The organism is Leifsonia poae (genome assembly GCF_050632865.1).
Lineage (GTDB): Bacteria > Actinomycetota > Actinomycetes > Actinomycetales > Microbacteriaceae > Leifsonia > Leifsonia poae_B.
This window is the reverse complement of record NZ_JBODSA010000002.1, coordinates 36,733-63,307: the sequence shown is the minus strand read 5'-3', so window position 1 is coordinate 63,307 and position 26,575 is coordinate 36,733. Positions and strand designations below refer to the sequence as shown.

28 protein-coding genes and 1 pseudogene are annotated in these 26,575 nt (G+C 71.3%); 12 read left to right on the top strand and 17 right to left on the bottom strand.

Annotated elements, in window-relative coordinates; genetic code table 11:
- Window positions 1-57 precede the first annotated feature (57 nt).
- Window positions 58-1,092, top strand: coding sequence for a 4-hydroxy-3-methylbut-2-enyl diphosphate reductase (locus ACRAWB_RS07490; protein WP_431353157.1), 1,035 nt, complete (start codon window positions 58-60; stop codon window positions 1,090-1,092).
- Here the strand turns inward: ACRAWB_RS07490 and ACRAWB_RS07485 are convergent, their stop codons facing one another.
- Entirely contained in the window at window positions 1,093-1,653 is a 561-nt protein-coding gene (locus ACRAWB_RS07485) for a DUF6264 family protein (RefSeq protein WP_431352781.1), read from the bottom strand.
- Window positions 1,654-1,794: 141 nt separating this feature from the next.
- Window positions 1,795-2,823 (bottom strand): class II fructose-bisphosphate aldolase, encoded by a 1,029-nt coding sequence (gene fbaA, locus ACRAWB_RS07480; protein WP_431352780.1) that lies wholly within the window; start codon window positions 2,821-2,823, stop codon window positions 1,795-1,797.
- 186 nt (window positions 2,824-3,009) lie between these two features.
- Between fbaA and glpX the strand changes: the two genes are divergently transcribed.
- Window positions 3,010-4,011, top strand: a complete 1,002-nt coding sequence (gene glpX, locus ACRAWB_RS07475) for a class II fructose-bisphosphatase (RefSeq protein ID WP_431352779.1) — start codon at window positions 3,010-3,012, stop codon at window positions 4,009-4,011.
- Window positions 4,012-4,051: 40 nt separating this feature from the next.
- Here the strand turns inward: glpX and rmuC are convergent, their stop codons facing one another.
- Together rmuC and ACRAWB_RS07465 are read right to left on the bottom strand one after the other, a co-directional pair.
- Window positions 4,052-5,488, bottom strand: coding sequence for a DNA recombination protein RmuC (gene rmuC / locus ACRAWB_RS07470; protein WP_431352778.1), 1,437 nt, complete (start codon window positions 5,486-5,488; stop codon window positions 4,052-4,054).
- An 83-nt stretch (window positions 5,489-5,571) separates the two neighbouring features.
- Window positions 5,572-6,153, bottom strand: a complete 582-nt coding sequence (locus tag ACRAWB_RS07465) for an exonuclease domain-containing protein (protein WP_431352777.1) — start codon at window positions 6,151-6,153, stop codon at window positions 5,572-5,574.
- Between the two features lie 199 nt (window positions 6,154-6,352).
- Here ACRAWB_RS07465 and ACRAWB_RS07460 point away from each other — a divergent pair, with 199 nt between their 5' ends.
- Together ACRAWB_RS07460 and ychF are read left to right on the top strand one after the other, a co-directional pair.
- Window positions 6,353-7,099 carry a class I SAM-dependent methyltransferase gene (locus ACRAWB_RS07460; protein WP_431352776.1) on the top strand — a complete coding sequence of 249 codons (747 nt, stop codon included), beginning with the start codon at window positions 6,353-6,355 and terminating at the stop codon, window positions 7,097-7,099.
- Between the two features lie 43 nt (window positions 7,100-7,142).
- Window positions 7,143-8,215: pseudogene (gene ychF, locus ACRAWB_RS07455) on the top strand (redox-regulated ATPase YchF).
- A 15-nt stretch (window positions 8,216-8,230) separates the two neighbouring features.
- Here the strand turns inward: ychF and ACRAWB_RS07450 are convergent.
- The 3 genes from ACRAWB_RS07450 to ACRAWB_RS07440 form a co-directional block, all read right to left on the bottom strand.
- Window positions 8,231-8,653 (bottom strand): hypothetical protein, encoded by a 423-nt coding sequence (locus ACRAWB_RS07450; RefSeq protein ID WP_431352775.1) that lies wholly within the window; start codon window positions 8,651-8,653, stop codon window positions 8,231-8,233.
- 114 nt (window positions 8,654-8,767) lie between these two features.
- Window positions 8,768-9,616: a hypothetical protein gene (locus ACRAWB_RS07445; protein WP_431352774.1), complete on the bottom strand. Its 849-nt coding sequence runs from the start codon at window positions 9,614-9,616 to the stop codon at window positions 8,768-8,770.
- A 4-nt stretch (window positions 9,617-9,620) separates the two neighbouring features.
- On the bottom strand, window positions 9,621-9,998 hold the full coding sequence (locus ACRAWB_RS07440) for an antibiotic biosynthesis monooxygenase family protein (RefSeq protein ID WP_431352773.1): 378 nt from the start codon (window positions 9,996-9,998) through the stop codon (window positions 9,621-9,623).
- A 96-nt stretch (window positions 9,999-10,094) separates the two neighbouring features.
- On the opposite strand from ACRAWB_RS07440, the gene ACRAWB_RS07435 reads away from it, so the two are divergent.
- On the top strand, window positions 10,095-10,235 hold the full coding sequence (locus tag ACRAWB_RS07435) for a hypothetical protein (RefSeq protein ID WP_431352772.1): 141 nt from the start codon (window positions 10,095-10,097) through the stop codon (window positions 10,233-10,235).
- The gene (locus tag ACRAWB_RS07430; RefSeq protein ID WP_431352771.1) at window positions 10,228-11,070 is read left to right on the top strand and encodes a CHAP domain-containing protein; all 843 of its coding nucleotides are present in this window, start codon (window positions 10,228-10,230) and stop codon (window positions 11,068-11,070) included. The genes ACRAWB_RS07435 and ACRAWB_RS07430 overlap by 8 nt, the downstream gene beginning before the upstream one ends.
- A 9-nt stretch (window positions 11,071-11,079) precedes the next feature.
- Here ACRAWB_RS07430 and ACRAWB_RS07425 read toward each other — a convergent pair whose 3' ends face one another.
- Complete coding sequence (locus ACRAWB_RS07425; RefSeq protein ID WP_431352770.1) at window positions 11,080-11,619, bottom strand: DapH/DapD/GlmU-related protein; 540 nt, start codon at window positions 11,617-11,619, stop codon at window positions 11,080-11,082.
- Between the two features lie 44 nt (window positions 11,620-11,663).
- Between ACRAWB_RS07425 and ACRAWB_RS07420 the strand changes: the two genes are divergently transcribed.
- Window positions 11,664-12,125 carry a phage tail protein gene (locus ACRAWB_RS07420; protein ID WP_431352769.1) on the top strand — a complete coding sequence of 154 codons (462 nt, stop codon included), beginning with the start codon at window positions 11,664-11,666 and terminating at the stop codon, window positions 12,123-12,125.
- Here ACRAWB_RS07420 and ACRAWB_RS07415 read toward each other — a convergent pair.
- From ACRAWB_RS07415 to ACRAWB_RS07400, 4 genes are all read right to left on the bottom strand, one after another.
- Window positions 12,109-12,765 (bottom strand): alpha/beta hydrolase family protein, encoded by a 657-nt coding sequence (locus ACRAWB_RS07415; protein ID WP_431352768.1) that lies wholly within the window; start codon window positions 12,763-12,765, stop codon window positions 12,109-12,111. The genes ACRAWB_RS07420 and ACRAWB_RS07415 overlap by 17 nt on opposite strands.
- A 320-nt stretch (window positions 12,766-13,085) precedes the next feature.
- Window positions 13,086-13,778: an MgtC/SapB family protein gene (locus ACRAWB_RS07410; protein WP_431352767.1), complete on the bottom strand. Its 693-nt coding sequence runs from the start codon at window positions 13,776-13,778 to the stop codon at window positions 13,086-13,088.
- A gap of 48 nt (window positions 13,779-13,826) precedes the next feature.
- Window positions 13,827-15,137: an MFS transporter gene (locus ACRAWB_RS07405; RefSeq protein ID WP_431352766.1), complete on the bottom strand. Its 1,311-nt coding sequence runs from the start codon at window positions 15,135-15,137 to the stop codon at window positions 13,827-13,829.
- 101 nt (window positions 15,138-15,238) lie between these two features.
- Entirely contained in the window at window positions 15,239-15,409 is a 171-nt protein-coding gene (locus ACRAWB_RS07400; RefSeq protein ID WP_431352765.1) for a hypothetical protein, read from the bottom strand.
- Between the two features lie 158 nt (window positions 15,410-15,567).
- Between ACRAWB_RS07400 and ACRAWB_RS07395 the strand changes: the two genes are divergently transcribed.
- Together ACRAWB_RS07395 and ACRAWB_RS07390 are read left to right on the top strand one after the other, a co-directional pair.
- Window positions 15,568-15,945 (top strand): hypothetical protein, encoded by a 378-nt coding sequence (locus tag ACRAWB_RS07395; RefSeq protein ID WP_431352764.1) that lies wholly within the window; start codon window positions 15,568-15,570, stop codon window positions 15,943-15,945.
- Window position 15,946: 1 nt separating this feature from the next.
- Window positions 15,947-16,276, top strand: a complete 330-nt coding sequence (locus tag ACRAWB_RS07390; RefSeq protein WP_431352763.1) for a hypothetical protein — start codon at window positions 15,947-15,949, stop codon at window positions 16,274-16,276.
- Between the two features lie 14 nt (window positions 16,277-16,290).
- On the opposite strand, the gene ACRAWB_RS07385 is transcribed toward ACRAWB_RS07390, so the two are convergent.
- The 4 genes from ACRAWB_RS07385 to ACRAWB_RS07370 all read right to left on the bottom strand — a co-directional run bounded on the left by ACRAWB_RS07385 (window position 16,291) and on the right by ACRAWB_RS07370 (window position 21,467).
- On the bottom strand, window positions 16,291-17,226 hold the full coding sequence (locus ACRAWB_RS07385; RefSeq protein WP_431352762.1) for an NADP-dependent oxidoreductase: 936 nt from the start codon (window positions 17,224-17,226) through the stop codon (window positions 16,291-16,293).
- Between the two features lie 35 nt (window positions 17,227-17,261).
- A complete protein-coding gene (locus ACRAWB_RS07380; RefSeq protein ID WP_431352761.1) occupies window positions 17,262-18,440 on the bottom strand; it encodes an NYN domain-containing protein in 1,179 nt (392 codons plus the stop codon).
- A gap of 86 nt (window positions 18,441-18,526) precedes the next feature.
- Complete coding sequence (locus ACRAWB_RS07375; RefSeq protein ID WP_431352760.1) at window positions 18,527-19,945, bottom strand: aspartate aminotransferase family protein; 1,419 nt, start codon at window positions 19,943-19,945, stop codon at window positions 18,527-18,529.
- Window positions 19,946-19,970: 25 nt separating this feature from the next.
- The gene (locus ACRAWB_RS07370) at window positions 19,971-21,467 is read right to left on the bottom strand and encodes a CoA-acylating methylmalonate-semialdehyde dehydrogenase (protein WP_431352759.1); all 1,497 of its coding nucleotides are present in this window, start codon (window positions 21,465-21,467) and stop codon (window positions 19,971-19,973) included.
- A gap of 93 nt (window positions 21,468-21,560) precedes the next feature.
- Between ACRAWB_RS07370 and ACRAWB_RS07365 the strand changes: the two genes are divergently transcribed.
- Together ACRAWB_RS07365 and ACRAWB_RS07360 are read left to right on the top strand one after the other, a co-directional pair.
- Window positions 21,561-22,397: a PucR family transcriptional regulator ligand-binding domain-containing protein gene (locus tag ACRAWB_RS07365; RefSeq protein ID WP_431352758.1), complete on the top strand. Its 837-nt coding sequence runs from the start codon at window positions 21,561-21,563 to the stop codon at window positions 22,395-22,397.
- Window positions 22,316-23,245 (top strand): PucR family transcriptional regulator, encoded by a 930-nt coding sequence (locus ACRAWB_RS07360; protein ID WP_431352757.1) that lies wholly within the window; start codon window positions 22,316-22,318, stop codon window positions 23,243-23,245. The genes ACRAWB_RS07365 and ACRAWB_RS07360 overlap by 82 nt, the downstream gene beginning before the upstream one ends.
- Window positions 23,246-23,818: 573 nt before the next feature.
- Here the strand turns inward: ACRAWB_RS07360 and ACRAWB_RS07355 are convergent.
- Window positions 23,819-25,234: an NAD(P)/FAD-dependent oxidoreductase gene (locus ACRAWB_RS07355; RefSeq protein ID WP_431352756.1), complete on the bottom strand. Its 1,416-nt coding sequence runs from the start codon at window positions 25,232-25,234 to the stop codon at window positions 23,819-23,821.
- 159 nt (window positions 25,235-25,393) lie between these two features.
- On the opposite strand from ACRAWB_RS07355, the gene ACRAWB_RS07350 reads away from it, so the two are divergent.
- Window positions 25,394-26,425: a LacI family DNA-binding transcriptional regulator gene (locus tag ACRAWB_RS07350; RefSeq protein WP_431352755.1), complete on the top strand. Its 1,032-nt coding sequence runs from the start codon at window positions 25,394-25,396 to the stop codon at window positions 26,423-26,425.
- Window positions 26,426-26,575 lie beyond the last annotated feature (150 nt).

The window sequence follows — 26,575 nt, the reverse complement described above, 5'->3', positions numbered from 1 at the left end:
GTGTCCAGCGTGCTCACGTAGGATCGAAGGGTGAGCGACGCAACCATCAGCCTCCCGATGCCGCGGATTCCCGGCGCGAGGCGACGGCTTCAGGATAACCCGGTCGTCGGACACAAGAGGGTCCTGCTGGCCGCACCCCGCGGCTACTGCGCCGGTGTCGACCGCGCGGTGGTCGCCGTCGAGAAGGCGCTCGACCTCTACGGTTCGCCCGTTTACGTGCGCAAGCAGATCGTCCACAACGTGCACGTCGTGTCCGAGCTGGAGCAGCAGGGCGCGATCTTCGTCGACGAGGTCGACGAGGTCCCGGAGGGCGCGCATGTCGTGTTCTCGGCGCACGGCGTCTCGCCGGCCGTCGTGAACGCCGCCGCCGCGCGGGGCCTGCGCGCGATCGACGCCACCTGCCCGCTGGTCACCAAGGTGCACCGGGAGGCGGTGCGCTTCGCGCGCGACGACCGCGAGATCCTGCTCATCGGCCATGCCGGCCACGAGGAGGTCGAGGGCACCGCGGGCGAGGCGCCCGACCACGTGACGCTGGTGAACGGCCCGGACGACGTCGACTCCATCGTCGTGAAAGACCCCGACCGGGTCGTCTGGCTCTCGCAGACCACGCTCTCGGTCGACGAGACGATGGAGACGGTGCGCCGCCTGCGCGAGCGCTTCCCGAACCTGCAGGACCCGCCCAGCGACGACATCTGCTACGCCACCCAGAACCGCCAGGTCGCGATCAAGAAGGTCGCCGAGCAGGCGGAGCTCGTGATCGTGGTCGGCTCGGCCAACTCCTCCAACTCGGTCCGCCTGGTCGAGGTCGCGCTGGAGTACGGCGCGAAGGCCGCCTACCGCGTCGACTACGCGAGCGAGATCAAGCAGGAATGGCTCGACGGCGTCTCCTCGATCGGCGTGACGAGCGGCGCCTCCGTGCCCGAGGTCCTGGTGCAGGAGGTGCTGGACGACCTCGCGGGCGCCGGCTACGCCGACGTCCAGGAGGTCAAGACGGCGGAGGAAGACCTCATGTTCTCGCTGCCGAAGGAGCTCCGCAAGGACATCTCGGGCAAGCAGGACGCACGGGCGCTCGGCGGCCGCGGCAACCGCTGACTAGGGCGTCTGGGTGGGCGTCGTGCCGCCCGAGGTGCCGCTGTAGAACCCGAGCAGCACCGGGTCGGTCGCGAGTACCGCACCGGCGAAGATCAGCAGGACGACCATCGCCACGATCCCGGCGACGAGCGGCACCCAGAACGCCAGCCGCCGCTTGACCAGGAGCAACGCGGCGAGGCCCGCGGAGGCCGCCCAGATCACGCCCATCAGGATCGACCCGACCAGCACCAGCGTGCCGACGATCGGAGCGGGCGTGTATTCGCCGAGGCCGTTCGTGCTGTGCAGCAGCTGCATCGAGGCCGGGATGGCCTGCAGCGTCGCGATCGAGTACAGCATCCCGAAGAAGCCGAAGACGGCGAGCAGGACGGTGAGGGTCAGGTTCCAGGTCGGGGCCGGCTGCCCGGCGCGGGCTCGCTCGCCCTGCGACGGGTAGGGCGCCCCCGGATAGGGCGGCTGCGCGCCCGTGTACGGAGCGCCGGTCGGCGGGGGCGCGACGGCGTCGTCCTCGCGCTCCAACGGCCGGGACGTATCGAGACGGTCGGCGTCCGCCGGGGATGCCACACCCAGCCGGGAGGCGCGAGCTCCCCGAACTGCGGACGTGGTCGGTCGTCCGGCCGCGGCTCCTGGTCGGTCATGCCCGCTGCCTCCTGATCCTGCTGGTGCGGGCGGCGGGTGCTGTGCGCATCCCGCCGCCCGGTGCGACTACTTGCCGGAGTGTCCGGCCGAGCCGAGCTGCTGCGTCGCCTCGATGACGCGCTGCGCCATCGCCGACTCGGCGACCTTGCCCCAGGCGCGCGGGTCGTACAGCTTCTTGTTGCCGACTTCGCCGTCGACCTTGAGCACGCCGTCGTAGTTCTTGAACATGTAGTCCGCGATGGAACGGGTGAAGGCGTACTGGGTGTCGGTGTCGATGTTCATCTTCACCACGCCGTTGCGGACCGCCTCCGCGATCTCCTCGTCGGTGGAGCCGGAGCCGCCGTGGAAGACGAGGTCGAGCGGCTTCGGGCCGTGGCCGTACTTCGCGGCCAGGCCGTCCTGGATCTCCTTCAGGAGCTCCGGGCGCAGCTTGACGTTGCCCGGCTTGTAGACGCCGTGGACGTTGCCGAAGGTGAGAGCGGCCATGTAGCGGCCCTTCTCGCCGAGGCCGAGGGCGTCGACCGCCTTCTCGGCGTCGGCCAGGGTCGTATAGAGCGCTTCGTTCGATCCCTCGTGGCGGACACCGTCCTCCTCCCCGCCGACGACGCCGATCTCGACCTCGAGGATCGCGTTGATCGCCTTGGTGCGCTTCAGCATGTCCTGTGCGATCTGCAGGTTCTCATCCAGCGGGATGGCCGAGCCGTCCCACATGTGCGACTGGAAGATCGGGTTGCGGCCCGCGCGGACCTCCTCCTCGGAGGCGGCGATGAGCGGCAGGACGAAGTCGTCGAGCGCGTTCTTCGGGCAGTGGTCGGTGTGGAGCGCGACCGTGATGGGGTAGTTCTTGGCGACCTCGGTGGCGAACTTCGCGAACGCGAGCGCTCCGGTCGCGCGGGCCTTGACGGTCTGCCCGGCGAAGTAGTCGGCGCCGCCGGTGGTGACCTGGATGATCCCGTCGCTTCCCGCCTCCGTCAGACCCTGCAGCACGGCGTTGATCGTCTGCGAGGACGACACGTTGAAGGCGGGGTAGGCGAAGCCGCCGGCCTTCGCTTTGTCGAGCATTTCTGCGTACTGGTCCGGCGTGGCGATGGGCATTGCAGCTCCTTGAGGATCGGGGTGTCGAACGCCCTCATCATACCGAGGCGCCTGTGGCCGGCTGCCGGTGCACGTTCGTCCATATCCCCTGACGGCGCGGGGGGCCGCGGATACACTGGCAGCGTCCGGTGGGACGACCTGCCGGTGTCGACGACGACGAACCGCATCCGTCCGGGAGGACCCATCATGACCAGCACCGACAGCGCTCCGCACTTCACCCATCCCGACCGGAACCTGGCCATGGAGTTGGTGCGGGCGACCGAGGCGGCGGCGATCCGGGCGACGCCGTGGATCGGGCGCGGCGACAAGAACGCGGCCGACGGTGCCGCGGTGGATGCGATGCGCAAGTTCCTCGGGACGGTCAACTTCGACGGCGTCATCGTGATCGGCGAAGGCGAGAAGGACAACGCGCCGATGCTGTTCAACGGCGAGCACGTCGGGAACGGGCGTGGGCCGGCGGTGGACATCGCCGTGGACCCGATCGACGGCACCTCGCTCACGGCCGCTGGTCGTCAGAACGCGCTGTCGGTGATCGCGGTGTCCGACCGCGGGTCGATGCTGGATGCGTCGAGCGTGTTCCGGATGAACAAGATCGTCACCGGACCGGCCGGGCACGGCGTCGTGGACCTGTCGCAGTCGATCGGGGACAACATCCGTGCGCTGGCGAAGGCGCTCGGGAAGCCGGTGACGGAGATCCGGGTGGCGGTGCTCGATCGGCCGCGCCACGAGGGGCTGATCGAGGAGATCCGTGCGGCGGGCGCCGGGACGCGGCTGCTGCTCGACGGGGACGTTGCGGGCGGCATCAACGCGGCCCGCTACGAGTCGCGGATCGACATGTGCGTCGGCGTCGGCGGCAGCCCGGAAGGCGTGATCACCGCGGCAGCGGTCAAGGCGCTCGGCGGGTTCATGCAGGGGATGCTGGCGCCCGGTGACGACGAGGAGCGGGCCCGGGGGATCGCGGCGGGGCTGAAGATGGACACCATCCTCAGCGTGGACGACCTGGTCCAGGGCGACAACACGTTCTTCGTGGCGACCGGCGTGACCGACGGCGGCCTGGTGGAGGGCGTTCGACGGAAGGGTCCGATCATCCGGACCGAGTCGATCGTGCTGCGGTCGAAGTCGGGTACCGTCCGCCGGGTGATCGCCGACCACCTCGCGGAGAAGTGGCTCGAGCCCGACCAGCTGTAAGGGCGGACCGGCGTACGCGGCCGGCCGCTCGGCGGCGGCCCTACGCCACCCCGGATTCGCGGGCGTCGTCGTCCTCGGCGTGCGCCCGCTCCTTCTCCTCGATGGCGAGCTTGTCGATCCCGTGCATGTCGCGCGGCTCGAGTTCGCTGACCAGCTCGAAGGCGGTGAGCTCGCGCGGAGCCTCCTCGATGCCTTCGAGCGCGCCGATGACCTTCGTCTCGTCGAGCGCGTTGAGCTTGCGTGCGGCCGGGAACACCTGGCGCTCGAACGAGCCGACGAAGCCGTTGTAGTCCTTGACGGTCCGCTCCAGCGACCGGCCCAGCTTCTCGATGTGGCCGGCCGTCGTCGCCAGACGGCTGTAGAGCGTCCGGCTCAGGTCGAACAGCTGCTTCGCCTCCTGGGTCAGCACATCCTGCTGCCAGCTGAACGCAACGGTCTTCAGCACCGACCACAGCGTCACGGGCGAGGCGAGTGCGACCCGCTTGCCGAACGCGAACTCCATGATCGACGGGTCGGCTTCGAGCGCCGACGACACCAGCGACTCGCTCGGGATGAACGCGATCACGAGCTCCGGCGACGACTCCAGCCCCGTCCAGTACGCCTTGCTGCCGAGCGCCGTGATGTGGTCGCGGACCGCCTTCACGTGCTGCTTGAGCAGCGCCTCACGCTGGGCGGCCTCCGTGCCGGTGGCGGTTGCGGGGATCTGGCTCGCCTCGAGGTACGCGTTGAACGGCACCTTTGCGTCGAGCGCGATGCTCTTGCCGCCCGGAAGCCGCACGATCATGTCCGGTCGACCCGCGCCGGACTCCGAGTGGATGCTCGACTGCACGTCGAAGTCCACCCGCTCCAGCAGGCCCGCGGCCTCGACCACGCTCCGCAGCTGCGTCTCGCCCCACACGCCGCGGGTGCTGTTCGACCGCAGGGCGGACGCCAGCGCCTCGGCGGTGCTGCGCAGCCGCTCCTCGGACTCGGCCGCCGACCGCAGCTGCTGGGTGAGCTGGCCGTGCTGCTGGCTGCGCTGCGCCTCCAGCTCCATGACCTTGCGCTGCATGTCGCTCAGGCTCTCCTTGACCGGCGCCAGCGCCTGCAGCACCTTGCTCTCCGCGCGCTCCCGCTCCGCCCGCGCCTCGGCCTCGGCCCGGTGCCGCTCGACGGTCTCGCGGTACTGCTCCTGGGCGACGCGCAGCTGCTCCTGCATCGCATCCACCCGGCTGTGCGCGGCGGCGAGGTCGGCGCGGATCTCGGCCTGCACCGCGGCCTCGGCGGCACGGATCTCCGACTGCACCGCGGCCTCGCTCGCCCTGATCTCGGCGATCTCGGCCTGGTGCTGTGCCGCGAGCACGGCCGGGTCGACGCCGGCGTCAGAGTGACCCGAGGCGGCGCGCTCCCGCACGAGCTTCGCGACCGCGAAGCCCGCGCCGATGGCGCCGACGACGAGACCGATCAGGAGGCCGAGGAGCAGGGCGAGGATGTCCATGCCTGCAGTCTGTCAGCGGCCTCCGACACTCGGTCGCGCAGGGGCCGCGAGTCGCGAGGAGCTGCGCGAATCCGACGGAAGGGTCAGGCGGCGACGGGGACGCCGATGCGGCCGAGCCGCGCGCCGGTGAGCTCCGACAGGTCGGCGATCGTCGCCGCCTCGTGCCGCTTCGCCGCGTGGATGACGATCGCGGCACACGCCTCCGCGTCCGCGAGCGCGTCGTGGTGGTTGAAGCCCTCGAACCCCGCCGCCATCGCCGCGACCGGCAGGCGGTACGACTCCAGCGAGTACGTCCGGCGCGCGACCTGGAGGCTGCACAGGTAGGCGTACTCCGGGCACGCGACGAACGTCGCTGCGCAGGCCGCCCGGATCACGCCCATGTCGAAGCCGGCGTTGTGGGCGACGAGGTGGTCGTCCTCCGCGAACTCCACCAGGTCGGCCAGCTGGTCGACCCAGCCCGCGGCGTCCGCCACCTGCTCCGGGTAGATGCCGTGGATGCGGATGTTCCACTCCTGGAACTGGTCGTGTCCCAGCGGCGGCCGGATGAACCAGCCCGCCCGGTCGACCACCTTGCCGTCTCGGACTTTCACCAGGCCGACCGAGCAGGCCGACGCGGGGGAGGAGTTGGCGGTCTCGAAGTCGATGGCGGTGAAGTTCAGGCTCACGTTCGAATGCTCACATGCCCCACCGACGCCGCCCGGCATCCCGCCCGCGTGCCGCGCGCATCCACCCGCCGCCTCTCGCGGGCCGCGCGCGCCGCCGAAGTGCAGGTAGTTGCGGTCGACACGCCGTGCCGCACCGCATCTACGTGCACCTCACGAGAGAAGTGGGGCGCCGGGAGGCGGCCCCGCGTAGCATCGCGGCATGCGATCCCGTCAGCAGCGCGACCTCCACGCGGCCTCCTTCGACCGGGCGGCCGACGTGTACGACGCGGCCCGCCCCTCCTACCCGGCGGACGCCGTGAGCTGGCTGCTCGACGGCACCGAGGACCCGGTGGTCGACCTCGGCGCCGGCACCGGCAAGCTCACCGCCGCACTCGTCGACCGGGGCCGCGACGTCGTCGCCGTCGACCCGTCGCCGGAGATGCTGCGCGTCCTCCGCGAACGACTCCCGGACGTCCCGGCGCACGAGGGCACCGGCGAACGCCTCCCGCTGCCGGACGCGTCCGCCGGGGTCGTCCTCGTCGCGCAGGCATGGCACTGGCTGGATGCCGAGCGGGCCATCCCGGAGGTCGCCCGCGTGCTCCGTCCCGGCGGCCGCCTCGGCCTGGTCTGGAACGAGCGCGACGAGAGCATCGGCTGGGTGCGCGAGCTGGGTGAGCTGATGGATGCGGGCTCCGCCGCGTTCGACGACGAAGCCGATCCGGTGCTCGCGCCGCCGTTCGGCCCGCTGGAGAAGCACGAGACCCGCTGGGTGCAGGCGCTGGACCACGAGGGCCTGCTCGACCTCGCCCGCTCCCGCAGCTACTTCATCACCAAGGACCCGGACGCCCAGGCCGCCGTCATCGAGTCTCTGCGGCGGCTCATGCGGGAGCATCCCGATCTCGCCGGGCGCGACACGTTCGAGCTGCCGTACGTGACCCGCTCCTACCGCGCCGCCCGCCTGGACTGACCGCGGGCGGCCGCGTCGGACCCGCCCCGTAGAATGGACGACCGTGGCTCTCACTATCGGAATCGTCGGGCTGCCCAACGTGGGCAAGTCCACCCTGTTCAACGCGCTGACCAAGAACGACGCTCTGGCGGCGAACTACCCGTTCGCGACCATCGAGCCGAACGTCGGCGTGGTGAACCTGCCCGACCCGCGGCTCGACCGCCTGGCCGAGCTGTTCCACAGTGAGCGCATCGTCCCCGCTCCGGTGTCCTTCGTCGATATCGCCGGCATCGTGAAGGGCGCCAGCGAGGGGAGGGCCTGGGCAACAAGTTCCTGGCGAACATCCGCGAGGCCGACGCGATCGCCCAGGTCGTGCGCGGTTTCAGCGACGCGGACGTCGTGCACCTGGCGGGCAAGACCGACCCGGCAGGCGACATGGAGACCATCAACACTGAGCTCATCCTCGCCGACCTGCAGACCCTCGAGAAGGCGGAGCAGCGCTACGAGAAGGAGGTCAAGGGCCGCAAGCTCGAGCCGATCGTCCTCGAGACCGCCCGCGCCGCGATCGAATACCTGAACTCCGGCAAGCCCCTGTCGACCTCCTCGATCGACCTCGAGCCGGTGCGCGAGCTCGGTCTGCTGACCGCGAAGCCGTTCATCTACGTGTTCAACGTGGACGAGGACGTCCTGACCGACGAGTCACGCCGCGCCGAGCTTGCCGCGCTGGTGGCCCCCGCGCAGGCGGTCTTCCTCGACGCCAAGCTGGAGTCCGAACTCATCGACCTGGACGCCGCCGATGCCGCCGAACTCCTGGCCTCCACGGGCCAGGACGAGTCGGGTCTGGACCAGCTGGCCCGCATCGGCTTCGACACCCTGGGCCTGCAGACCTACCTCACCGCCGGCCCGAAGGAGTCGCGCGCCTGGACCATCCCCAAGGGCGCGAAGGCTCCCCAGGCGGCGGGCGTCATCCACACCGACTTCGAGAAGGGCTTCATCAAGGCCGAGGTCATCTCCTTCGAGGACCTGATGGATGCGGGAAGCATCGCCGAGGCCCGCTCGCGCGGCAAGGCGCGCATGGAGGGCAAGGACTACGTCATGCAGGACGGGGATGTGGTGGAGTTCCGGTTCAACGTGTGACACCGCGAGCGCTACTCAGGACTGAGAGATCGTGACGTCGATCCCGGACCGGTTCGACGTCCGGGTCTTGTCCTCCGCGCCTGCGACCGGCCCGTTCGCCGTCCACAGGGTGACATACAGCTGCAGGAAGTAGCCGCCTGTGGAGATGGTGGCCCACCCTCTGAGGATCTGACCCTCCTCCACTGAACCCTCCCACCCGTTTCGTTTGGCTCGCTCGACAAGGGTGCGGGCTGCCGCCGTCGAGTCGTCGGTTGCGATCCTCAACGCGACCGTCGGTCCCTCGCCGCTCAACCGTTTCATCTGCCCGCGGTGCTGCTCGATGAGAATCACACCGGCGTGGGTGACGCCGAGCTGTTCGGCCGCCGCGTCGACGAGGTCGTATTCGTAGGGGCTCGGGATCCCCATGCAGCCTGTAAGCGAAGCGGCCAGGAGAACCATGACGGCTCCCGCGGCCGCGACATTCGCGCGTGCTGATCCCCCCGGCATGGGATCACGCTAGCGGCAGGCGGAGCCCGGCGATTCCCCCAACCCGAGGGTGACGCACGAGCCAGGTCACCCCAGATCCAGCTCCCGCCGCGGCCCCGCGAACCGATCCGCGAGGAACCGCCCGCTGACCAGCAAAGCCGCCGCGTCCCGCTCGATCGCGGCGTCCCGCATCGTGCGCGCCGCGGATTCGAGCGCGTCCAGCTGCATGGTCAGCGTCTGAGCCGGGGTGAGTCCGCTGGCCAGCACGTGCTCGGTGGCCCACTCCGCCGGCAGGGCGAGGTACGCACGGAGGGTGTCGGGGAGGTACAGCGTCGCCGCCACGCGCAGCATCACCTCCGGCTCACCCGACCCGGCCACCCGCGGCAGGGTGTCGGCGAGCAGGTCGCCGATGCGCCCGACCGCCGACGCCGCCTCGTCCGGGATGCGGCGCCGGACGCGCGCGGCCAGGGTGCGGAGGTCCTGCGCCAGCGTGGCGTCGTCGACGCGGATCTCCGAGCCCGGCGGGAGGATGCCCAGCGTCTGGAGTGCGCGCGCCGAGTCCGCGGAGTCCTCGGCGGCCTGCACCGCCATGGCGGCGACCAGCCGGGCGAAGGCGGTCAGCCATTGGCTGAGCGTGACCGTGCGGGTGGAGAGGACGACCGATCCGTACAGCTGCTCGACCGTCGGGGTCCAGTGGGGACCGGGCTCCCATCCGAGCGCGAGCGCTTCCGTCTCGCCCGCCAGACGGATCCGGGTGACGACGCCGGGCCGGTGCGCCATCCGGTCGGCCAGCGACCGCGTGAGTTCGACCGAGAGCGCTGTGGATGCGACATCGGCCGGCAGCGCCCGCGCGACGCTGTCGATGAGCTCGCGCAGAAGCGACTCGGGGTCGGAGTCGGGCCACGCCCCGCTCATCCTGTCGAACGGCATGCTCACCCGCTCATCCAAGCACTCCGGGCCCCGCGGCTGTTTCCCCACCCGTCCCCGCGGGCACATGGTCCAGCCCCAGCCCCGCCGTCCCGTATTCGCTGAGCACCTGCCCGATCACGACGCGGTACGGCCCGATCCAGTGCTCGTGGAGGCGCTTGGCCTCGCGGTGCGTATCCATTCCGACCAGCTGGTGAAGCGCGTCGAGGTCACTCCAGTAGTAGACCTCCGAGTGGAGTCCCGTGTCCGGGTTCTCCCACGCCTCCTCGCCGAGGAAGCCCGGGATCGCCCGCGCCCGTGACGCGATCTCATCGTTGAGGCGATGGAAGTCGTCATCGAATTCCTTCGCGCTGAAGATGAAGGTCGACGTGTAGACGGTCGCTGTGGTCATGCGGGCAGCCTAATGACCGGATGCCGTCTCGTGCCGACACCCTCTGCGGTCGTACCATTCGCGTGCGCCCACGATGCACCAGAGACGGGGGATGGCATGACGGACGAGACCGGCGACACCGACGACGACTTCCCGCTCGACGACCTCGGCCTGCTGCCGCCGTTGAACCGGGATAAGACCCCTGCGCCACCGCCCATCAGCACCAGCTACGGCGAGGAGATGCCGGACGATGCCTGAACTGCTCAATCGGTCGCCCGACGAACTGCTCGCCGCCATGGCCCAGTCCTTCGGAACGACGTGGCCCAACCCGTGGTGGCCGAGCGGGAACAGCAACTACGACGACTGCGCTGCGTGCGTCAGCTACTACCTGTTCGGCTTGAACTCCTCGGGGAACCCCCACTACACCTACGTCTCGCAGATCCAGCGCTGGGGACGCGACCGGGGCGTCTGGCACGACGGCTGGGAGGGCGTCCAGCGCGGCGACGTGGTGGCGTTCGACTGGGATGGCGACGGCGACCCGGATCACACCGAGATCGTGGTCGCCGTCTATCCGCGCTCCGGGACCGTCACCACACGCGGCACCAATTCGGGCCCAGGCGACGACCTGCACGACAGCAAGCGCTCCGTCGGGTACATCCTCAGCTACATCCGGCCGCCTTACCTGCAAGGAGATGAGTTCGACATGGCCTCACTCGACGACCTCAACCGCATCGTCAACGACGCCGTCTCGCGGGCGATCGCCGCGACGGCGAGCGCGACGTCCGCCCGCACCAGCGCGATCCGGCGGGAGGGACGCGGTCGGCTCTACTACTGTCCGACCCCGCCGGCCGGGCTGCCCCACTTCATCTGCATCTTCTGGGACCGCACCGCCAACAACATCCTCTACGCCAACGTGGACGCGGACGGCGGCGAGACCCAGGCCCGGCACTGGAACGAGCTGTACTTCCAGACGGCGGACACTGTGGAGCAGGCGAAGGCCAACGCGATCGACCCGGACCGGTTCCAGAAGCTGATCGACTTCGCGCTCGGCCGGGACTCGTCGTTCACGAACCAGCTGGCGACGCCGTCGTGACCGCGGCGGTCACCATGACCGCAGCACGTCCGCTTTCGGCCCCGCGACCAGCGTCCGCGGCGGCACATCGTCCGCGACGACCGCGCCCGCGGCGACCACCGCGTCCCGCCCGATCGTGACGCCGGGCAGGATGGTCGCGCCCGCGCCGATCCACACGTTCTCCTCGATCGTGATCGGGCCGCCGGTGAGCCACACGCGCCGGTCGTCGGTGTCCACCGGGTGGCCGACGGTGATGAAGGTGACGCGCGGCGCCACCATCACCCGTTCGGCCAGCGTGATGCCCGCGTAGTCGAGGAACGTGCAGTTCTGGTTGATGAACACCCGCTCCGCCAGCTCCAGCCGCAGCCCGTGGTCGGTGAAGAACGGCGGGTAGATCGTCACGCGCGGAGGCAGCGGGGCTCCGAGGATCTGCGCGAACAGCGCCGCCTTGCCGCCCTCGTCGTCGAACGGCAGCACGTTGAGGCGCGAGGTCAGCGCGGTCACCTCGAGGACGCGCTCGGACATGGCCTGGAACTCGGGGGAGTGGATGCGCATGAGCAGGTCCGACATCCCATGATCCTCGCACGCGGCCGAGGGGCGCTAGGTTGAGTGCCATGCCGTACGTCGTCGACTTCGTGACCGTGTCCACCACCGGCCTGGAGAGCTCTCCCGTCGCCGAAGCGCTCGCCGGGTTGCGGGCGAACGAGGCGCGGTACTTCCGCAACAAGTACGACCACGAGTTCACGGTCGGCACCGCGGAGGAGGAGGCCGACGCCGTCGCGCGGGTCGCGCGAGTGCTGAAGGAGGAGCGGGACATCGTCATCGCGTCCCCGGCGCTGGAGGCGACGCGGTTCGAGGTCGACGGGATCGACTGGACGTACGTGTTCTACGAGTCGGGGCTGTCCGTCAACCTGCTCTGGACCATCGAGGACGGCGGCAAGCGCGCGGTCGGGTTCAAGCTGTCCGACGGGATGGAGGTCCCGGAGGAGCTGGCCGCGTTCAAGTTCGCGCGGCAGCGGTCGAAGCTCGCAGGGACGATCCGCGGCTCCTACTTCGTCGTCAAGGGCGAGTACTGAGTCCGAGGACGAAGCCGGTCACGGTGTCGGCGACGAGGTCGCGGACCCCGCCGGCGCCCAGCGCGGAGCCCTTGAGTACCTTCATGCCGTGATCGGCGCCGGGCACCTCCACGACTCGGATGCCGACGCGGGCGTCGACCGCGGACACCACGTCCGACGCCGTCCCGAACGTGTCGCGGCCGCCCTGCAGCACGAGCACCGGGATGGTCGGCTCAAGCAGCTCGGCGAACCGCGACTTCTCGGGGCTCCCGGGCGGATGCAGCGGGAACGCCAGGCAGACCACCGCTGCCGCATCCACAGCCGTAGAGGTGCGGCAGGCGACGCGGGCTCCGGCGCTGCGGCCGCCGACGACGAGCGGGAGATCGCCCGCCAGCTCGCGCACGCGCGGCGCCGTCTCCAGCCACGCCGCATCCAGCGCCGCGGGCCGGGCGGCAACGCGTTTGCCGGCGACCCGCCACGGCTGCTCGTAGCGCACAACGGTGATGCCGCGCTCGGGCAGACGCGCCGCCAGCGCCGCGAGGTCGACCGCGTCGATGCCGCCGCCGGCACCGTGGCCGAGCCAGAGCACGGCGGCCGGGTCCGCCGCGGCGGCGACGGTCAGCCTGCCGGGTCCGAGGGCGGTGGGGACGTCCAGCTGCATGATCCGACGCTAGCGGCTCGTGCATCCTGCAGCGACCCGTCGGCCGACTCTTGCTTCCGCAGCGCAGCGGGCGGACCATGGAGGTGGCGAAGCGGGCGCCACGGGGTTGGATGGGGATGGTCGTATGGTCGCGGACGCACGGGTGTGCAAGGAGTGCGGGTCTCCGATCTCCGCAGAGCGGCGGTTGGTGCCGACGTTGCGGGGGTCCTGGGTGACGGTGACGGTTCCGGTCGGGTGCACGAACCCGTTGTGCCGGAATTCGTCGGCCCGGCGTCCGGTGCCGCCGGGAGGCGCGACGCTGGTCGCCTGACGCCCCAGCTTCACTCGCCGAAACGCTCGGTGCGGACGGTCGTGACGCCGTCCACCCCGGCGAGCCGGGCCACGAGCCGCTGCGTCTCCGTTGCGCCCGCGCGCACGCGAACGCGGAGTTCGAGTGCGCCCGTTTCGGGTCCGGGCGTCCGGTGCACGTCGTCGACGATGGTGTGCGCCTTCGACGCGGCGCACGCGTCCAGCACCCGGGTGAGCACGTCACCGGTGTCCTCCGCCTGGACGGTGAGGACGCTGCCCGCGGTCCGCCGGAGCAGGCGCTCGGCCGCGGGCAGGGTGCTGACCGCGACGAGGAGGAGCAGCGTCCCGGCGATCGCGAGCACCGGCAGTCCCGCCGCGCATGCCATCCCGACCGCCGCGGTGACCCAGATGGATGCGGCGGTCGTGAGCCCGACGACGTTGCCGCGGTTGACGAAGATGACGCCGGCGCCGACGAAGCCGATGCCGGTGACTACCTGCGCCGCGATCCGCGACGGATCGGTCGGCGCCAGGCCGAGCGCGGTGAAGCCGTAGGCCGACACCAGGGTGAACATCGCCGAGCCCACCCCGACGAGGATGTGCGTCCGGAGACCTGCGCTCTTCAGCCGGATCTCGCGCTCGACCCCGATGACGGCGCTGAGCACGAAGGCGAGCACCAGCAGCAGCAGCTGCGTCACCAGTTCGTCCCCGCCCAGGCCGAGCGTCATGCCCGGAGTCTAGGAGGGGTGCTCGGGCCTGGGAATGCAGGGAATGCGTCAGCCGGCGGCAGTCTCCGCGGTTGCCGGGCCCCGCCGCGGGCGCACGAAGGTCAGCAGCGCGAGATGCACGACGGCGAGCCCGGTCGCGACGCAGACCGCTGTCAGCCAGCTCGAGCTCGTCGTCCCTCCGCTGAACAGCAGCCCGAGCACGGTCGTCGCCACGATCGCGCCGACGTAGCGGGAGGTCTGGAAGATGCCCGCCGCCACGCCGCTGTCCTCCGGCCGCGCCGCCGAGTAGAGCGCCTGGTTCATCGACAGGCTGACCACGCAGTACGGGATGCCGAGGGCGGCGGTGAGGAGCAGCACCACCCAGGGTGCGGTGGTCGCGGCGGCGACCGCGAGCAGTGCAGCGCCGACGACCAACGCCCCGGCGCCCGCGAGCAGCGTCGGACGCAGCCCTGCCGAGCCGATCGACCGGGCCGCGAGCGGGGTGACCACGATGGTGACCGCCGCCAGCGGGAACATCAGTAATCCGGCGACGCCCGCGGTGTAGCCGCCGTGGGTCTGCAGGTACTGCGGCAGCCCGAAGAACGCCGAGTAGTAGACGACGTTGAAGATCGCGAACGACAGGTAGATCATCAGCAGCCGGCGGTTCGCGGCGAGCAGGCGCAGGTCGAGGAAGGGATGCGCGGTGCGCAGCTCCCGCCACGCGAACAGTCCGCCCGCGGCCGAGGCCAACGGCAGCAGCCACCACAGCGGAACGGGGTGGAGGTCGAGCAGGAAGACGAGCAGCGACGTCAGCGTCGCGACGAACAACAGGATGCCCGGGATGTCCGACTCGGCGAGGGTGCGCCGCAGCGGCACCTTATCGCGCGCCGCATCCCTCGGGGCGAAGAGCCAGACACCGAAGAAGGTGAGCGCGGCGAGCGGCACGTTGATCCAGAAGATCGCCTGCCAGCCGAGGAAGGTCACCAGCGCGCCGCCGAGCACCGGCCCGATCGCCGCCCCAGAGGTGTTGGCGATCTGGATGCGGCCCAGCAGGCGCGGAGTCTGGACGCCGGAGCTCGCGGACAGCGGCCCCAGCATCGCGATCGCCGACGGGAACGCTGTCGCGGTGCCGATCGCCAGCGCCACCCGGCCCAGACACACCGCGAGGAACGACCCCGAGAACGGAGTGAGCGCGCAGGCGATCGCGACCACGACCATCCCGAACAGGAACAGCCGCCGCGGGCCGAACCGGTCGGCGAGCCGGCCCATCAGCGGTTGACCGGCCGCCGACGCCAGGTAGAAGGATGTGATGACCCAGGTGACGGTGGTCACATCCACGTCGAAGTCACGCTGGAGCGACACCAGCGCGACCGCGATCATCGACGAGTTGAGGGGTTGAGCAGCGTCCCCAGGCTGAGTGCTGCGACCGCCGCACCGGTTCGCGGGCGTGCGGGATCGGCGGAGGGGTCACTCCCGCCACGCTACTCGTCGAGATCTTCTGTCGTGACCGGGATCGTGGAGCGGTAGGGGTAGGCCGGCATGGAGGAGTACTCCTCCTCGTCCGCCAGTTCGTAGACGTCGTAGACGAGCGCGCCGGCGAACGTGGTCGCGACGCGGATCTCCCCGGGCGGGCATCCGCCGATGAGGGGCACGACCACGACGCTGTCGAGGGTCCGGCCGTCCTCGTAGAGGGGGCCGCTTTGATGGTTCGCGTGAGAGCGTCCATGACCGGACTTTACGGCGGTTCGCGTACTCGCCTATTGACGGCGCGCGGCTGAGTGGAGAAAGTGTTGTCAGCGGAGGGAGACCAGTGGGAACCCTGATCTACGACGGAGCGGACGGGTTCACGTTCGACGACCGCGTCCTCGCCCACCTGCAGGCGGTCGTCCAGGCGAAGCTGCGACGCCGCGAGGGCTTCCTGTTGATCTGGACGGATCGGACGGCCGACCCGGTCGGTGTGCTCCGCTCGATCTGGATCGACCCGTCCATCTCGCTGCAGTTCGTGTTCGTGGGGCCGGAGCTGCCCGAGCTGAACCGCGAATGGCTCTCGATCCTCAGCGAGCGCGCCAACTCCAACGCGGGGTTGTGGCTCGAGGACGAGCTGCGGGCCGAGATCCGCGAGGAGGTCCCGGAGGGCACGTACCGCGCCAGCAAGGGCACGTCGGGGAAGCAGCGCGAGGGGGCGTGACATGGGTCGCCTGGTCTACGGGTACGCCGCGCAGGAGTACGAGTTCGACGACCGCACCCTGTCGCACGTCAAGATCGCCGTCGTCACGAAGCTGCGGCGGCACGAGAGCTTCCTGCTGAACTGGCAGGTGCCGGACCATCTGGGCGGTGGAAGGGTCAGCATCTGGATCAGCCGCGAGATCCCGCTCGCGTTCGTGTTCGCCGAGTCCGTGCCTCCCAAGCTCAACGAGCGGTGGATGGAGGTGCTGCTGCAGTCGAGTCAGCGCACCGGCGGCATGATGATCGTGTCGGAGGCGGAAGCCGAGGCGCAGCTGGCGCGGCCGGCGCAGTAGGTGGGCTAGGCGGGCTAGAGGATCAGCGCGAGCTTTCCGCCGGAGTGGCCCTCCTTCAGGAACGCCAGGGCCTCCGGCGCCTCCGCCAGCGGGTAGGTGCGTGCGACCGGGACCTGGAGGCGACCGCTGCCGGCGAGCTCCAGGAGCCGGGGGCGCGCGGCGTCGCGGAACGCCTGGCTCTCGGGCTGCGCGCCGAAGACGGCGTGGATGCCCTCCCGCTCGGCGCGCTGCGCATCCACGATGGTGACGATGCGCGTGCGGTCGGGGACCAGCTCCAGCGAGACGTCGAACGCCTCGGAGGTGCCGACGGTGTCGAGCGCGGCGGCGATGGGTCCCTGCGCCGCCTCGGTCACGCGCTCGGCGAGGCCCGGGCCGTACGCGACGGGCAGCCCGCCGAAGCGGCGGACGCGGGCGAAGCTCGACTCGCTCGCCGTGCCGATGACGCGGGCGCCGAGCTCCGCGGCCTGCTGCAGGATGCTCACCCCGACGGCCCCGGAGGCGCCGTGCACGAGGATGGTCTCGCCCTTCCGGACGTCGGTCACGTCGAGCATCTGGGCCGCGGTCGTGCCGACCAGCAGCAGGTTGGCGGCCTCCTCGTCCGCGAGGCGCGGAGGCTTGGCGAAGACGTCCTTCGCGGGCACGGTGACCTCGGTGGCGTAGCCGCCCTGGATGCGGAAGGCGACCACCGCGTCCCCGACGGCCCCGCCGCCGGACGCGATCTCGGTGTCCGGTCCGATCGCCGAGATGGTGCCGGCGGCCTCGTAGCCGATGGGCACGGGCAGGTGCAGGCCCGGACGCGGCGCCGACACGTGCTTGTAGTCGGCCGGGTTGACGCCGGCGGCCGTCACCCGGATGGTGACCTCACCCTGCGTGGGCGCGGGGGTGTCGACCTCCGCGAACTCCCACGTCTCCGGTGCGCCGAACTGAGTCGCTATCCACTGCTTCGCCATGGTGGGCAGTCAAGTCCTGTTGGCTGAGTGCGGGCTTACGACGCCGAGACCGCGTCCGTCGCCCGGCCGCTGTGCCGCGCGCGGCGGGGGCGGGAGGGCGCGAGCCGGAGCATCTGGGCGGTCGAGCTGTCGTCGAGCTCGACGAGGTCGCTGCGGGACTTGATGAAGTCGCTGAACGAACGGAAGCCGAGCGCCTTCTCGCTGAAGGACGGGTCCATGCGCTTCATCTGGCCCTTCACCGCCGAGCTGTGGAGCCAGGGGGAGTCGTCCTTCTCGTGGCCGAGCTGCAGGGCGCGGGCGAGGAGGCGGGTGGCGACGACCTGAGGGTCCTCCTGGGGCTCCTCGGCGGCCGCGTCCTCCTCCTCTTCGGTCGCGGCGGCACGACGGCGGCCACCACGCTTGCGGCCGCGGTCGGGCTCGGGCTCGGCGGCGGTGTCGGCGGGTTCGGCTGACTCGCTGTCGCCGGTGCCTGCGGCGGTCTCCGCAGCGACAGTGTCCGCCGCGGCGTCGGTGGCCGCGCTGCGGGATCCCTTGCGGCGGGAGGATGCGGCACGTGCGGGCGCGGCCGCCTGCTCCGCCTCGGGCTCGTCCGCTTCGGGCTCGTCCGCCTCCGGCTCGTCGGTCGCGGTCGCGTCCGCCGCCTCGTCGCGCGCGATGCCGGGCAGGTCGTCGTAGCTCACGAACTCGTCGCAGGCGGCGGCCAGGGACTTCGCGGTCGACCCGGCCACGCCGATCCCGATGACATAGCGGTTCAGGCGCTTCACCCGCTGCGCGAGAGGGACGTAGTCGGAGTCGCCCGCGACGATCACGACGTGGGTGAGTTCGGGAAGCCGGAACAGATCCTCGACCGCGTCGACAGCGAGCCGGATGTCGGCGCCGTTCTTCGCGTACGCGGCGGCGGGGAACAGCTGCACGAGGTCGACCGCGCGGCCGACCAGCTGGCCCCGGTACTCGGCGTTGACCGCCGACGACCAGTCGGCGTACGCGCGGGTGAGGACGAGCGTCCCGAAGGATGATGCGAAGTCGATGACGGCGCCGAGGTCGACGCGCGCCTCCGCCAGCTTCTCGGCGAACGACGCCTTCGGCTGGGTCGTGCTCGACTTGGGCCGGTCGCGCATGTAGCTGCCCCGGCCGTGCACCTGGTCGTACCGCGAGATGATGATGTTGTCGAAGTCGATGTAGACCGCGACGCGGCCGTCTCCAGGTTCAGTCACCCCTCCAACTTAGCCGCCGACAACAGTGAAGACGTCGCCCGAAGCGGCTTCGGACGACGTTTTCCCTGTGCTCGACGGCTGCCGGGTCAGCGGGCGTAGCGGTCGGCGACGGTGAGGGCCTGGTCGATGGCGGCGAGGCCGCGGCGGAGGTCGTCCTCGGAGATGACCAGCGGCGGCGCGATGTGGACGCGGTTGAAGTGCGTGAACGGCCACACCCCTGCGGCCTTGCACGCGGCGGCGACCTCGGCCATCGGCGCAGCGTCCGCACCGGCCGCGTTGAACGGCACCAGCGGCTCATGCGTCTCGCGGTCGCGCACCAGCTCCAGCGCCCAGAACAGGCCGCGGCCGCGCACCTCTCCGAGCGATGGATGCCGCGAAAGCCACGAGGTGATCTCCGGCTCCACAACCCGCGAGCCCAGGTCGCGCACCCGCTCCAGGATGCCGTCCCGCTCGAAGACCTCGAACGTCGCGACCCCCGCGGCGCACGCGAGCGGGTGCCCGGAGTACGTCAGGCCGCCCTGGAACGCCACGTCGTCGAAGAACGACGCGATCGCGTCCGAGATGACGACGCCGCCCAGCGGGACGTATCCCGAGTTGACGCCCTTCGCGAAGGTGATGAGGTCGGGGACGACGTCGAACGCGTCCACCGCGAACCACTCGCCGACCCGGCCGAAGCCGACCATCACCTCGTCGGCGATGTAGACGATCCCGTACCTGTCGCACAGCTCGCGCACGCCGGCGAGGTACCCGGGCGGCGGGACCAGGAGGCCGTTCGTGCCGACGATCGTCTCGATGATGATCGCCGCGACGGTCGCCGCGCCCTCGAGCACGATGACGTTCTCCAGGTGCTCCAGCGCGCGCTGCGTCTCCTCCTCCGGCGTCGCTGAGTGGAACGCCGAGCGGTAAGGGTAGGGGCCGAAGAAGTGGGCGACGGATCCGTCGCTCGGCTCGTTCGCCCAGCGGCGCGGGTCGCCCGTGAGCGAGATCGCGGTCGCGGTGCCGCCGTGGTACGAGCGGTACATCGACAGCACCTTGCGCCGGCCGGTCACCCGGCGGGCGAGGCGGACCGCGTACTCGTTGGCGTCGGCCCCGCCGTTGGTGAAGAACACCTTGTTCAGCGTCCCGGGGGCGACCTCGGCGATCCGGCGCGCGAGCTCGCCGCGCACGTCGTTGGCCATCGAGGGCTGCACGGTCGCCAGGCGACCCGCCTGCTGCTGGATGGCCGCGATGAGGTCCGGATGCTGGTGCCCGAGGTTCAGGTTGACCAGCTGGGAGCTGAAGTCGAGGTACGCGTTGCCCTCGTAGTCCCAGAACGTCGAGCCCTCACCCGCCGCGATCGGCAGCGGGTCGATCTTCGCCTGCGCGCTCCACGAGTGGAACACGTGGCCGCGGTCGTCGCTGCGCACCTGCTGCTCGGCCGCGGCATCGCCGAAGGGATGCGCGATGCCGTGCCGGTCGGTGTAGCCGGTGCGGGCAGGGGCGGTGGTGGGGATGGTGTCGGTCATGCTCGTGCCTTCGCTTCGCCGTCGATCAGGAGTTGCCCGGGAACGCGAGCTCGATGCGGGAGTGCACCGGGTCGGGCCAGCGCGTCGTCACGACCTTGCTGCGCGTGTAGAAGTGGAACGACTCCGGTCCGTAGATGTGCGAGTCGCCGAACAGGGAGTTCTTCCAGCCGCCGAACGAGTATGCGCCGACCGGCACCGGGATGGGCACGTTGATGCCGACCATGCCGACCTCGACCTCGAACTCGAAGCGGCGCGCCGCGCCGCCGTCGCGGGTGAACAGCGCGACGCCGTTGCCGTACGGGTTGGCGTTGATCAGCTCGACCGCCTCCTCGTAGGTGTCGACGCGGACCACGCTGAGGACCGGGCCGAAGATCTCGTCGTCGTACGCCTTCATCCCGGGCGTGACGTGGTCGAGCAGGCTGACGCCGACGAAGAAGCCGCCGCCGTCGAAGTCGCGCTGCGTGCCGTCGGCGACGACCGTCGCGCCCTCGGCCGCGGCGCCGGTCACGTAGGAGGCGACCTTGTCGCGGTGCTCGCCGGTGATCAGCGGGCCCATCTCGCTGGCGGCGTCGGTTCCTGCGCCGATCTTCAGCGCGTCGAGGCGCGAGTGGATGGCCGGCACCAGCCGGTCGCCTACGTCGCCGACCGCGACGACCACGCTCACGGCCATGCAGCGCTCGCCGGCCGACCCGTACGCGGCCGAGACCGCGGCGTCGGCGGCGGCGTCGATGTCCGCGTCCTCCAGCACGACCATGTGGTTCTTGGCGCCGCCGAGGGCCTGGACACGCTTGCCGCTGGCGCTCGCGCGCTGGTAGATCGAGCGGGCGATCGGGGTGGAGCCGACGAAGCTCACCGCGGCGACGTCGGGGGAGTCGAGGATCGCATCCACCGCCTCCTTGTCGCCGTGCACGACGTTGAGCACGCCGTCGGGCAGTCCCGCCTCGCGGAACAGCTTCGCCAGGTAGACGGATGCGCTCGGGTCCTTCTCGCTGGGCTTGAGGACCACGGTGTTGCCGCACGCGATGGCGCTCGCGACCATCCACAGCGGCACCATGACCGGGAAGTTGAACGGCGTGATGCAGCCGACGACGCCGACGGGCTGCTTGACGCTGTGCACGTCGATGCCGGTGGAGACCTGCTCGCTGTACTCGCCCTTGAGCTTGTCGATGAGGCCGGAAGCGAACTCCACGTTCTCGAGGCCCCGGCCGATTTCGCCCGCGGCGTCGGAGAGCACCTTGCCGTGCTCGCTGGTCACGATCGCGGCGAGCTCGTCGCGGCGCTCGGTGAGGAGGTGGCGGAGGCGGAACATCACGTCCGCGCGCTTGGTCAGGCTGGTGGCGCGCCAGGCCGGAAAGGCGGCCTTCGCGGCGGCGATCGCGGCCTCGGTCTGGGCGGTGTCGGCCAGCGCGACGTCGTGCTGGCGCTCGCCGGTGGCCGGGTTGTAGACGGGACCGGTGCGGTCGGGACGGCTGCCGTCGGCGGGGGCCTCGGCGCCCGCGATGAAGTGTCGGATCAGGGCCACGGGGGTCCTCCAGGTGGATCGTCCCGGACGTTCTGCCCGGGGATGACAGTAGGCTTTCATCCCAATGATCACAGAGCGGAGGCGTGGACAGCGATGCCAGATCGTCGGGACCCGCAGGCGGGCCGCACAGTTCGTCCGGAGGCGGCCGTGGCGGTGACGCCTGCGCACTCGGCCGTGCTGCCGACGGTGCGGGAGGTGCTGCGGATGGAGCCCGTCGCCCGTGCGCTGCCGGAGGTGCTGACCGGGCGAGATCGGCTGGACGCGCCGGTCCGCTGGGTGCACGTCGCCGAGACGGCGGAGGCCGCACGGCTCGGGTCGGGCGGCGAGCTGCTGCTCGCGACCGGGGTCGGCTGGCCGTCCGACGAGGCGGCGCTGCGGCGGCTCGGGCGCGTGCTCATCGAGGCGGATGTCGCGGGCGTCGTTCTGGAGCTCGGGCCGCCGATGCCGGTCGCGCCGGCGGCGCTGGTCGAGGAGTTCCGGACCGCCGGGCTGCCCTTTGCGGTGCTGCACCGGGAGGCGCGGTTCGTCGCGATCACGGAGGCCGTCCACTCCCGGATCATCGCCGAGCAGATGGGTGCGCTGCGGGCGCGGGACGACATCCACGCGCTCTTCACTGACCTCAGCCTGCGCGGGAGTCCGGCCGACTTCATCGTGGAGCAGGCGGCGCGGGTGCTCGGCTCGCCGGTGGTGCTCGAGGACACCGGCCACCGCGTTGTCGCCGCCGCCGGCCTCGATGCGGGCGACCGGGCGGGGAGGAGGCGGAGCTCGCCGACTGGGAGCAGCGGTCGCGCGCCGCGCACCGGGCCGGCGACGGAACGTGGACGATCGTGCCGGTCGAGGCGCGCGGCATGCGCTGGGGGCACCTGGTCGCGCTGCCGGGCGAGCCGCACCCCGCCGGCCGGTCGAACGTGCTGGAGCAGGCGGCGGTAGCGCTCGCGCTGAGCCGGCTGTCCGACCGCGACGACGACGAGTGGACGCGGCGCAGCCACGACGCGCTGCTCACGGCGCTGCTCGGGCGGCGGTTCGCGGGTGAGGGCGGCGTGACCGCGCGGTTCGAGGCGGCGGGGTTCCCGGTGGGCGGGCGGACCGTCGCCGGGGCAGCGCTGCGTCTGCGGTCGGGGACGCTGCCGGTGTCGGCGGCGCCGCGGGTCGTGGAGGCGGCGCGGGCGGCCGGGGCGGACGCGGTCGCGGGACGGTATCCCGAGCAGGCGGGGGTGCTGGTCGTCGCGGTGTCGGCGCGCCCGGGGCGGACGCTGACGGATGCGCTGTTCTCGTCGCTGGCGGATGCGGCGGGGTCGGCACGACTCGACGACCCGGCGGCCGTCGTCGCCGTCGGGTCGGAGGCGCGCGGGATCACCGGGCTGCTCTCGTCGCTGGAGGAGGCGGTCGAGCTGGCCGCCGGCGCCGCCGCCCGGCCGGACGCTCGACTCGGGCGCGGGGTCGTCATCCAGCGCGTCCAGCACCGGCCGCTGCTCCGGCTGGTCAACGCCCTCGGCAACGACCCGCGGATGCTGGAGCACACCGAGCACCTGCTGCGGCCGCTCATCGAGTACGACCTCGCCACCGGCGGCGACCTGGTGGAGGTGCTGCGCGCGTACCTCAGCCACCCCGGCAACCGGACGCGCGCGGCGGCGGCGAGCCACCTGTCCCGGTCGGTGTTCTACCAGCGCATCGCCCTCATCGAGGAACTGCTCGGGATGGACCTCGACGACGGCGAGACCGTCGCCGCCCTGCACGCCGCCGTGCTCGCGCGGCGCCCCACCCCGCCCTCTGGTTGACGCAACACGCCGTGCCGCAGGCACGCATCACGGCGCGTCGCGTCAACCAGCCGGTCCCGTCGGCGCACCTGGTCGGCCCGACTCGCCGTTATGGCCGGTGCCGTAACGGCGTGTCGGGACCAGTAGGTGGATGCAGGGTGCAGCATCCACCTCTATGGGTCGCAACGCGCCGCCATGGCTCGCGCGTAACGGCGCGTTGCGTCCCATCGGCGCACCTGGTCGGCCCGACCCGCCCCTATGGCGGGTGCCGTAACGGCGTGTTGGGACCAGTAGGTGGATGCGGGCTGCAGCATCCACATCCATGGGTCGTGACACGCCGTTATGCGGAGCGGATAGCGGCGTGTTGCGTCCCAAGGTGCACCTGGTCGGCCCGACTCGCCGTTATGGCCGGTGCCGTAACGGCGTGTTGGGACCAGTAGGTGGGGGCGGAGTGCAGCATCCACATCCATGGGTCGTGACACGCCGTTATCGCGTCCGCGTAACGGCGCGTTGCGTCCTATGGACGCTCTGGTTGACGGGACACGCCGTGCGGCGGGCACGCATTGCGGCGTGTTGCGTCAAGAAGAGCCTGGGTCAGGAGTCGAAGCCGAGGCCGACGGCGTCGAGGGTGCGGAGGAAGGCGTTGCGGTGGCCGGCGCGATGGTCGGCGGCGTCCAGGGACCAGCGGGTGAGGTTGATGCCGAGGGACGCGGCGGGCTCCGGCGGGAAGGGGAGGGGACGCGTCCGCACCATCTCGAGCGAGGTGCGCTCGGTCGTGCGGCCGGCCAGCAGGTCCAGCATCACCTGCGCGCCGAAGTGCGTGGCCGCGACCCCGAGCCCGGTGTAGCCGGCGGCGTACGCGACCGTGCCCTGACGCGCCGAGCCGAAGAACGCGCAGAACCGGCTGCACGTGTCGATCGCGCCGGCCCAGCGGTGGGTGAAGGTCAGCCCCTCCAGCTGCGGGAACGTCGTGAAGAAGTGGCTCGCCAGCCGATGGAAGGTCGCCGGCCGGTCCTCGTACTCCGTCCGCACCCGTCCGCCGTAGTGGTACACCGCGTCGTAGCCGCCGAACAGGATGCGGTCGTCGGCGGTCAGCCGGTAGTAGTGGAACTGGTTGGCCGAGTCGCCGATGCCGAAGCGTCCCTCCCAGCCGATCGAGGCCAGCTGGGAGGCGCTGAGCGGTTCGGTCATCAGCACGTAGTCGTACACGGGGACCGTCGCGAGCCGGTTGCGCCGCAGCAGGCTGGGGAAGACGTTGGTCGCCAGCGCCGTGCGCTTCGACCGCAGGGTGCCGGTCGGCGTCTCGAGCACCGTGCCGTCGCCGATGCTCTCGACGGGGCTGTGCTCGAAGATCTCGACGCCCGCGTCCACGCAGGCGCGCGCCAGCGCCCGGGCGAGCTTGGCGGGGTGGACGAGCGCCGAGTCCCGGTGACGCAGCAGCCCGGCCTCGTACGTGGGGGAGTGCACGAGCGCCTGCACGGCGTCGCGGTCGAGGAAGTCCGCATCCGGTCCCGCCGCCGAGAGCAGGTCCGCGACCTGGTACTCCTCTGTCGCCACATCCAGGGCGCCGTTGCGCTCGAACTCCGCGTCCAGCCGGAGTTCGGCGACGGTGGCCTCGATCTCGTCGAGGTTCCGCATCCCGAGCCGCTGGAGTTCGTCGAACTCGCCGGGCCAGCGGGTGCGCCCGTTCTCGTCGCCGTGCGTCAGGCTCGCCTCGCAGAAGCCGCCGTTGCGGCCGGAGGCGGCCCAGCCGATCCGGCGCCCCTCCAGCACGACGACGTGGGCGTCCGGGTCCTCGCGCTTCGCCAGCAGCGCCGTCCACAGCCCGGTGTAGCCGCCGCCGACGACCGCGAGGTCGCAGCCGAGGTCACCACGGAGCCGCGGGTACGGGTCGCCGGGGGCGTCCTCGGTCCAGAACACCGCCTGGCGGCTGGGCGCGAGCGCGTGCCGCACCACCGCCTCGGCGGGTGGGAAGCGCTCGAACACGGTGCTGGTCCGGGTGGGGCTCACGCCGTCATTCTGCCGGAAGCGCCCGCCGCCGATCGTCGCAAGATCGTCGGCCGCCCGGCCAAACCGTCCGGAGGGATGAGCGGCTTCGCAGCGAACCCGCGGGATGCGGAGGACGGACGAGGAAGTAGTCTTGGCCGCGCACGATGAAGGGAGGCGCGCGTGAGCAACGGAGCGGGACGCGTGACCATCGCAGGACTGGCCGAGCGGCTGGGACTGTCGAAGGCCTCCGTGTCGTACGCCCTCAACGGTCTGCCCGGCGTCAGCGATGAGACGCGCGAGCGGGTGCTGGCGCTCGCCGAGCAGCTGGGATGGCATCCCTCGTCCTCCGCGCGCGCCCTGTCCCGGGCCCGGTCGGACACGATCGGCATCGTGCTGCGCCGCGATCCAGCCCTGCTCGGCGCCGAGCCGTACTACATGAGCCTGCTCGCCGGAGTGGAGTCGGAGCTGGCGGAGACCGGCCAGTCGCTACTGCTGCGGATGGTGGGCGCCGACACCGGGCAGGAGGTCGCCGCCTACCGCCGCTGGAGCGCCGAGGCGCGGGTGGACGGCGTCATGCTCTTCGACCTGACCTTCCACGACCCGCGCCCCGCGCTGCTCGACGACCTCGGGCTGGCGTTCGTGCTGCACGGCAACCGCGAGGCGATCGCGCCGGGGAAGGTGCTGCTGTACGACGCGCGGTCGGATGCGACCCTCCTGGTCGACCACCTGGCGTCGCTCGGTCACCGGCGGGCGCTGCACATCGCCGGTCCCGCCGAGTTCGAGCACGAGCTGGACCGCCGCGACGCGGTCGGCGCGCGCGGCCGGGAGCGCGAGATCGAGTTCTCGTTCGCGGCGTCCGACTACACGATGGAGGCGGGGGAGCGGCTGGCCGCCGAGGCGCTGCGGGACGACCCGTCGATCACGGCCGTGCTCACCTCGAACGACCTGCTCGCCCTCGGCGCGCAGGCCGCGCTGCTCCGAGCCGGACGCGAGGATGTCGCGATCGTCAGCTGGGACGACTCGCTGCTCTGCCGTCTCGGGACGCGGCCCATCACCGCGCTCAACCGCTACCCGGAGGAGCAGGGCCGCCGCTCCACGCGGCTTCTGCTCGACCAGCTCAACGGCACGCCGTCGTTCGACCGCCGCGCGCATCCCAGCAAGCTGGTCCCGCGAGCCACCAGCCTCCACGCCGCCCAACCCGCCGCACGCTGACCGAGTCCGAAGCGTTATCGACACGCCCTGGAACGGCGGACGGATCGGTATACCCTCGGACGAGGTGAAGTCCCGCTTGACAGATGAACCGGTTAAGTTAGGCTTCCCCTGGCGCCCTGCGGCCCGGTTCTCGCACCGGCCGGCAGCGCC

Excerpts from the sequence above, each read along its gene's own strand:
- ACRAWB_RS07405 (WP_431352766.1), bottom strand. The coding sequence starts at position 15,137 with ATGATCGCGGTCGCGCTGGTGTCGCTCCAGCGTGACTTCGACGTGGAT.
- ACRAWB_RS07460 (WP_431352776.1), top strand. The coding sequence starts at position 6,353 with ATGCGATCCCGTCAGCAGCGCGACCTCCACGCGGCCTCCTTCGACCGG.
- ACRAWB_RS07490 (WP_431353157.1), top strand. The coding sequence starts at position 58 with ATGCCGCGGATTCCCGGCGCGAGGCGACGGCTTCAGGATAACCCGGTC.
- ACRAWB_RS07440 (WP_431352773.1), bottom strand. The coding sequence starts at position 9,998 with ATGACCACAGCGACCGTCTACACGTCGACCTTCATCTTCAGCGCGAAG.
- fbaA (WP_431352780.1), bottom strand. The coding sequence starts at position 2,823 with ATGCCCATCGCCACGCCGGACCAGTACGCAGAAATGCTCGACAAAGCG.
- ACRAWB_RS07425 (WP_431352770.1), bottom strand. The coding sequence starts at position 11,619 with ATGTCGGACCTGCTCATGCGCATCCACTCCCCCGAGTTCCAGGCCATG.
- ACRAWB_RS07430 (WP_431352771.1), top strand. The coding sequence starts at position 10,228 with ATGCCTGAACTGCTCAATCGGTCGCCCGACGAACTGCTCGCCGCCATG.
- rmuC (WP_431352778.1), bottom strand. The coding sequence starts at position 5,488 with ATGGACATCCTCGCCCTGCTCCTCGGCCTCCTGATCGGTCTCGTCGTC.
- ACRAWB_RS07390 (WP_431352763.1), top strand. The coding sequence starts at position 15,947 with ATGGGTCGCCTGGTCTACGGGTACGCCGCGCAGGAGTACGAGTTCGAC.
- ACRAWB_RS07365 (WP_431352758.1), top strand. The coding sequence starts at position 21,561 with ATGCCAGATCGTCGGGACCCGCAGGCGGGCCGCACAGTTCGTCCGGAG.
- glpX (WP_431352779.1), top strand. The coding sequence starts at position 3,010 with ATGACCAGCACCGACAGCGCTCCGCACTTCACCCATCCCGACCGGAAC.
- ACRAWB_RS07410 (WP_431352767.1), bottom strand. The coding sequence starts at position 13,778 with ATGACGCTCGGCCTGGGCGGGGACGAACTGGTGACGCAGCTGCTGCTG.
- ACRAWB_RS07435 (WP_431352772.1), top strand. The coding sequence starts at position 10,095 with ATGACGGACGAGACCGGCGACACCGACGACGACTTCCCGCTCGACGAC.
- ACRAWB_RS07420 (WP_431352769.1), top strand. The coding sequence starts at position 11,664 with ATGCCGTACGTCGTCGACTTCGTGACCGTGTCCACCACCGGCCTGGAG.
- ACRAWB_RS07450 (WP_431352775.1), bottom strand. The coding sequence starts at position 8,653 with ATGGTTCTCCTGGCCGCTTCGCTTACAGGCTGCATGGGGATCCCGAGC.
- ACRAWB_RS07375 (WP_431352760.1), bottom strand. The coding sequence starts at position 19,945 with ATGACCGACACCATCCCCACCACCGCCCCTGCCCGCACCGGCTACACC.
- ACRAWB_RS07360 (WP_431352757.1), top strand. The coding sequence starts at position 22,316 with ATGCGCTGGGGGCACCTGGTCGCGCTGCCGGGCGAGCCGCACCCCGCC.
- ACRAWB_RS07385 (WP_431352762.1), bottom strand. The coding sequence starts at position 17,226 with ATGGCGAAGCAGTGGATAGCGACTCAGTTCGGCGCACCGGAGACGTGG.
- ACRAWB_RS07415 (WP_431352768.1), bottom strand. The coding sequence starts at position 12,765 with ATGCAGCTGGACGTCCCCACCGCCCTCGGACCCGGCAGGCTGACCGTC.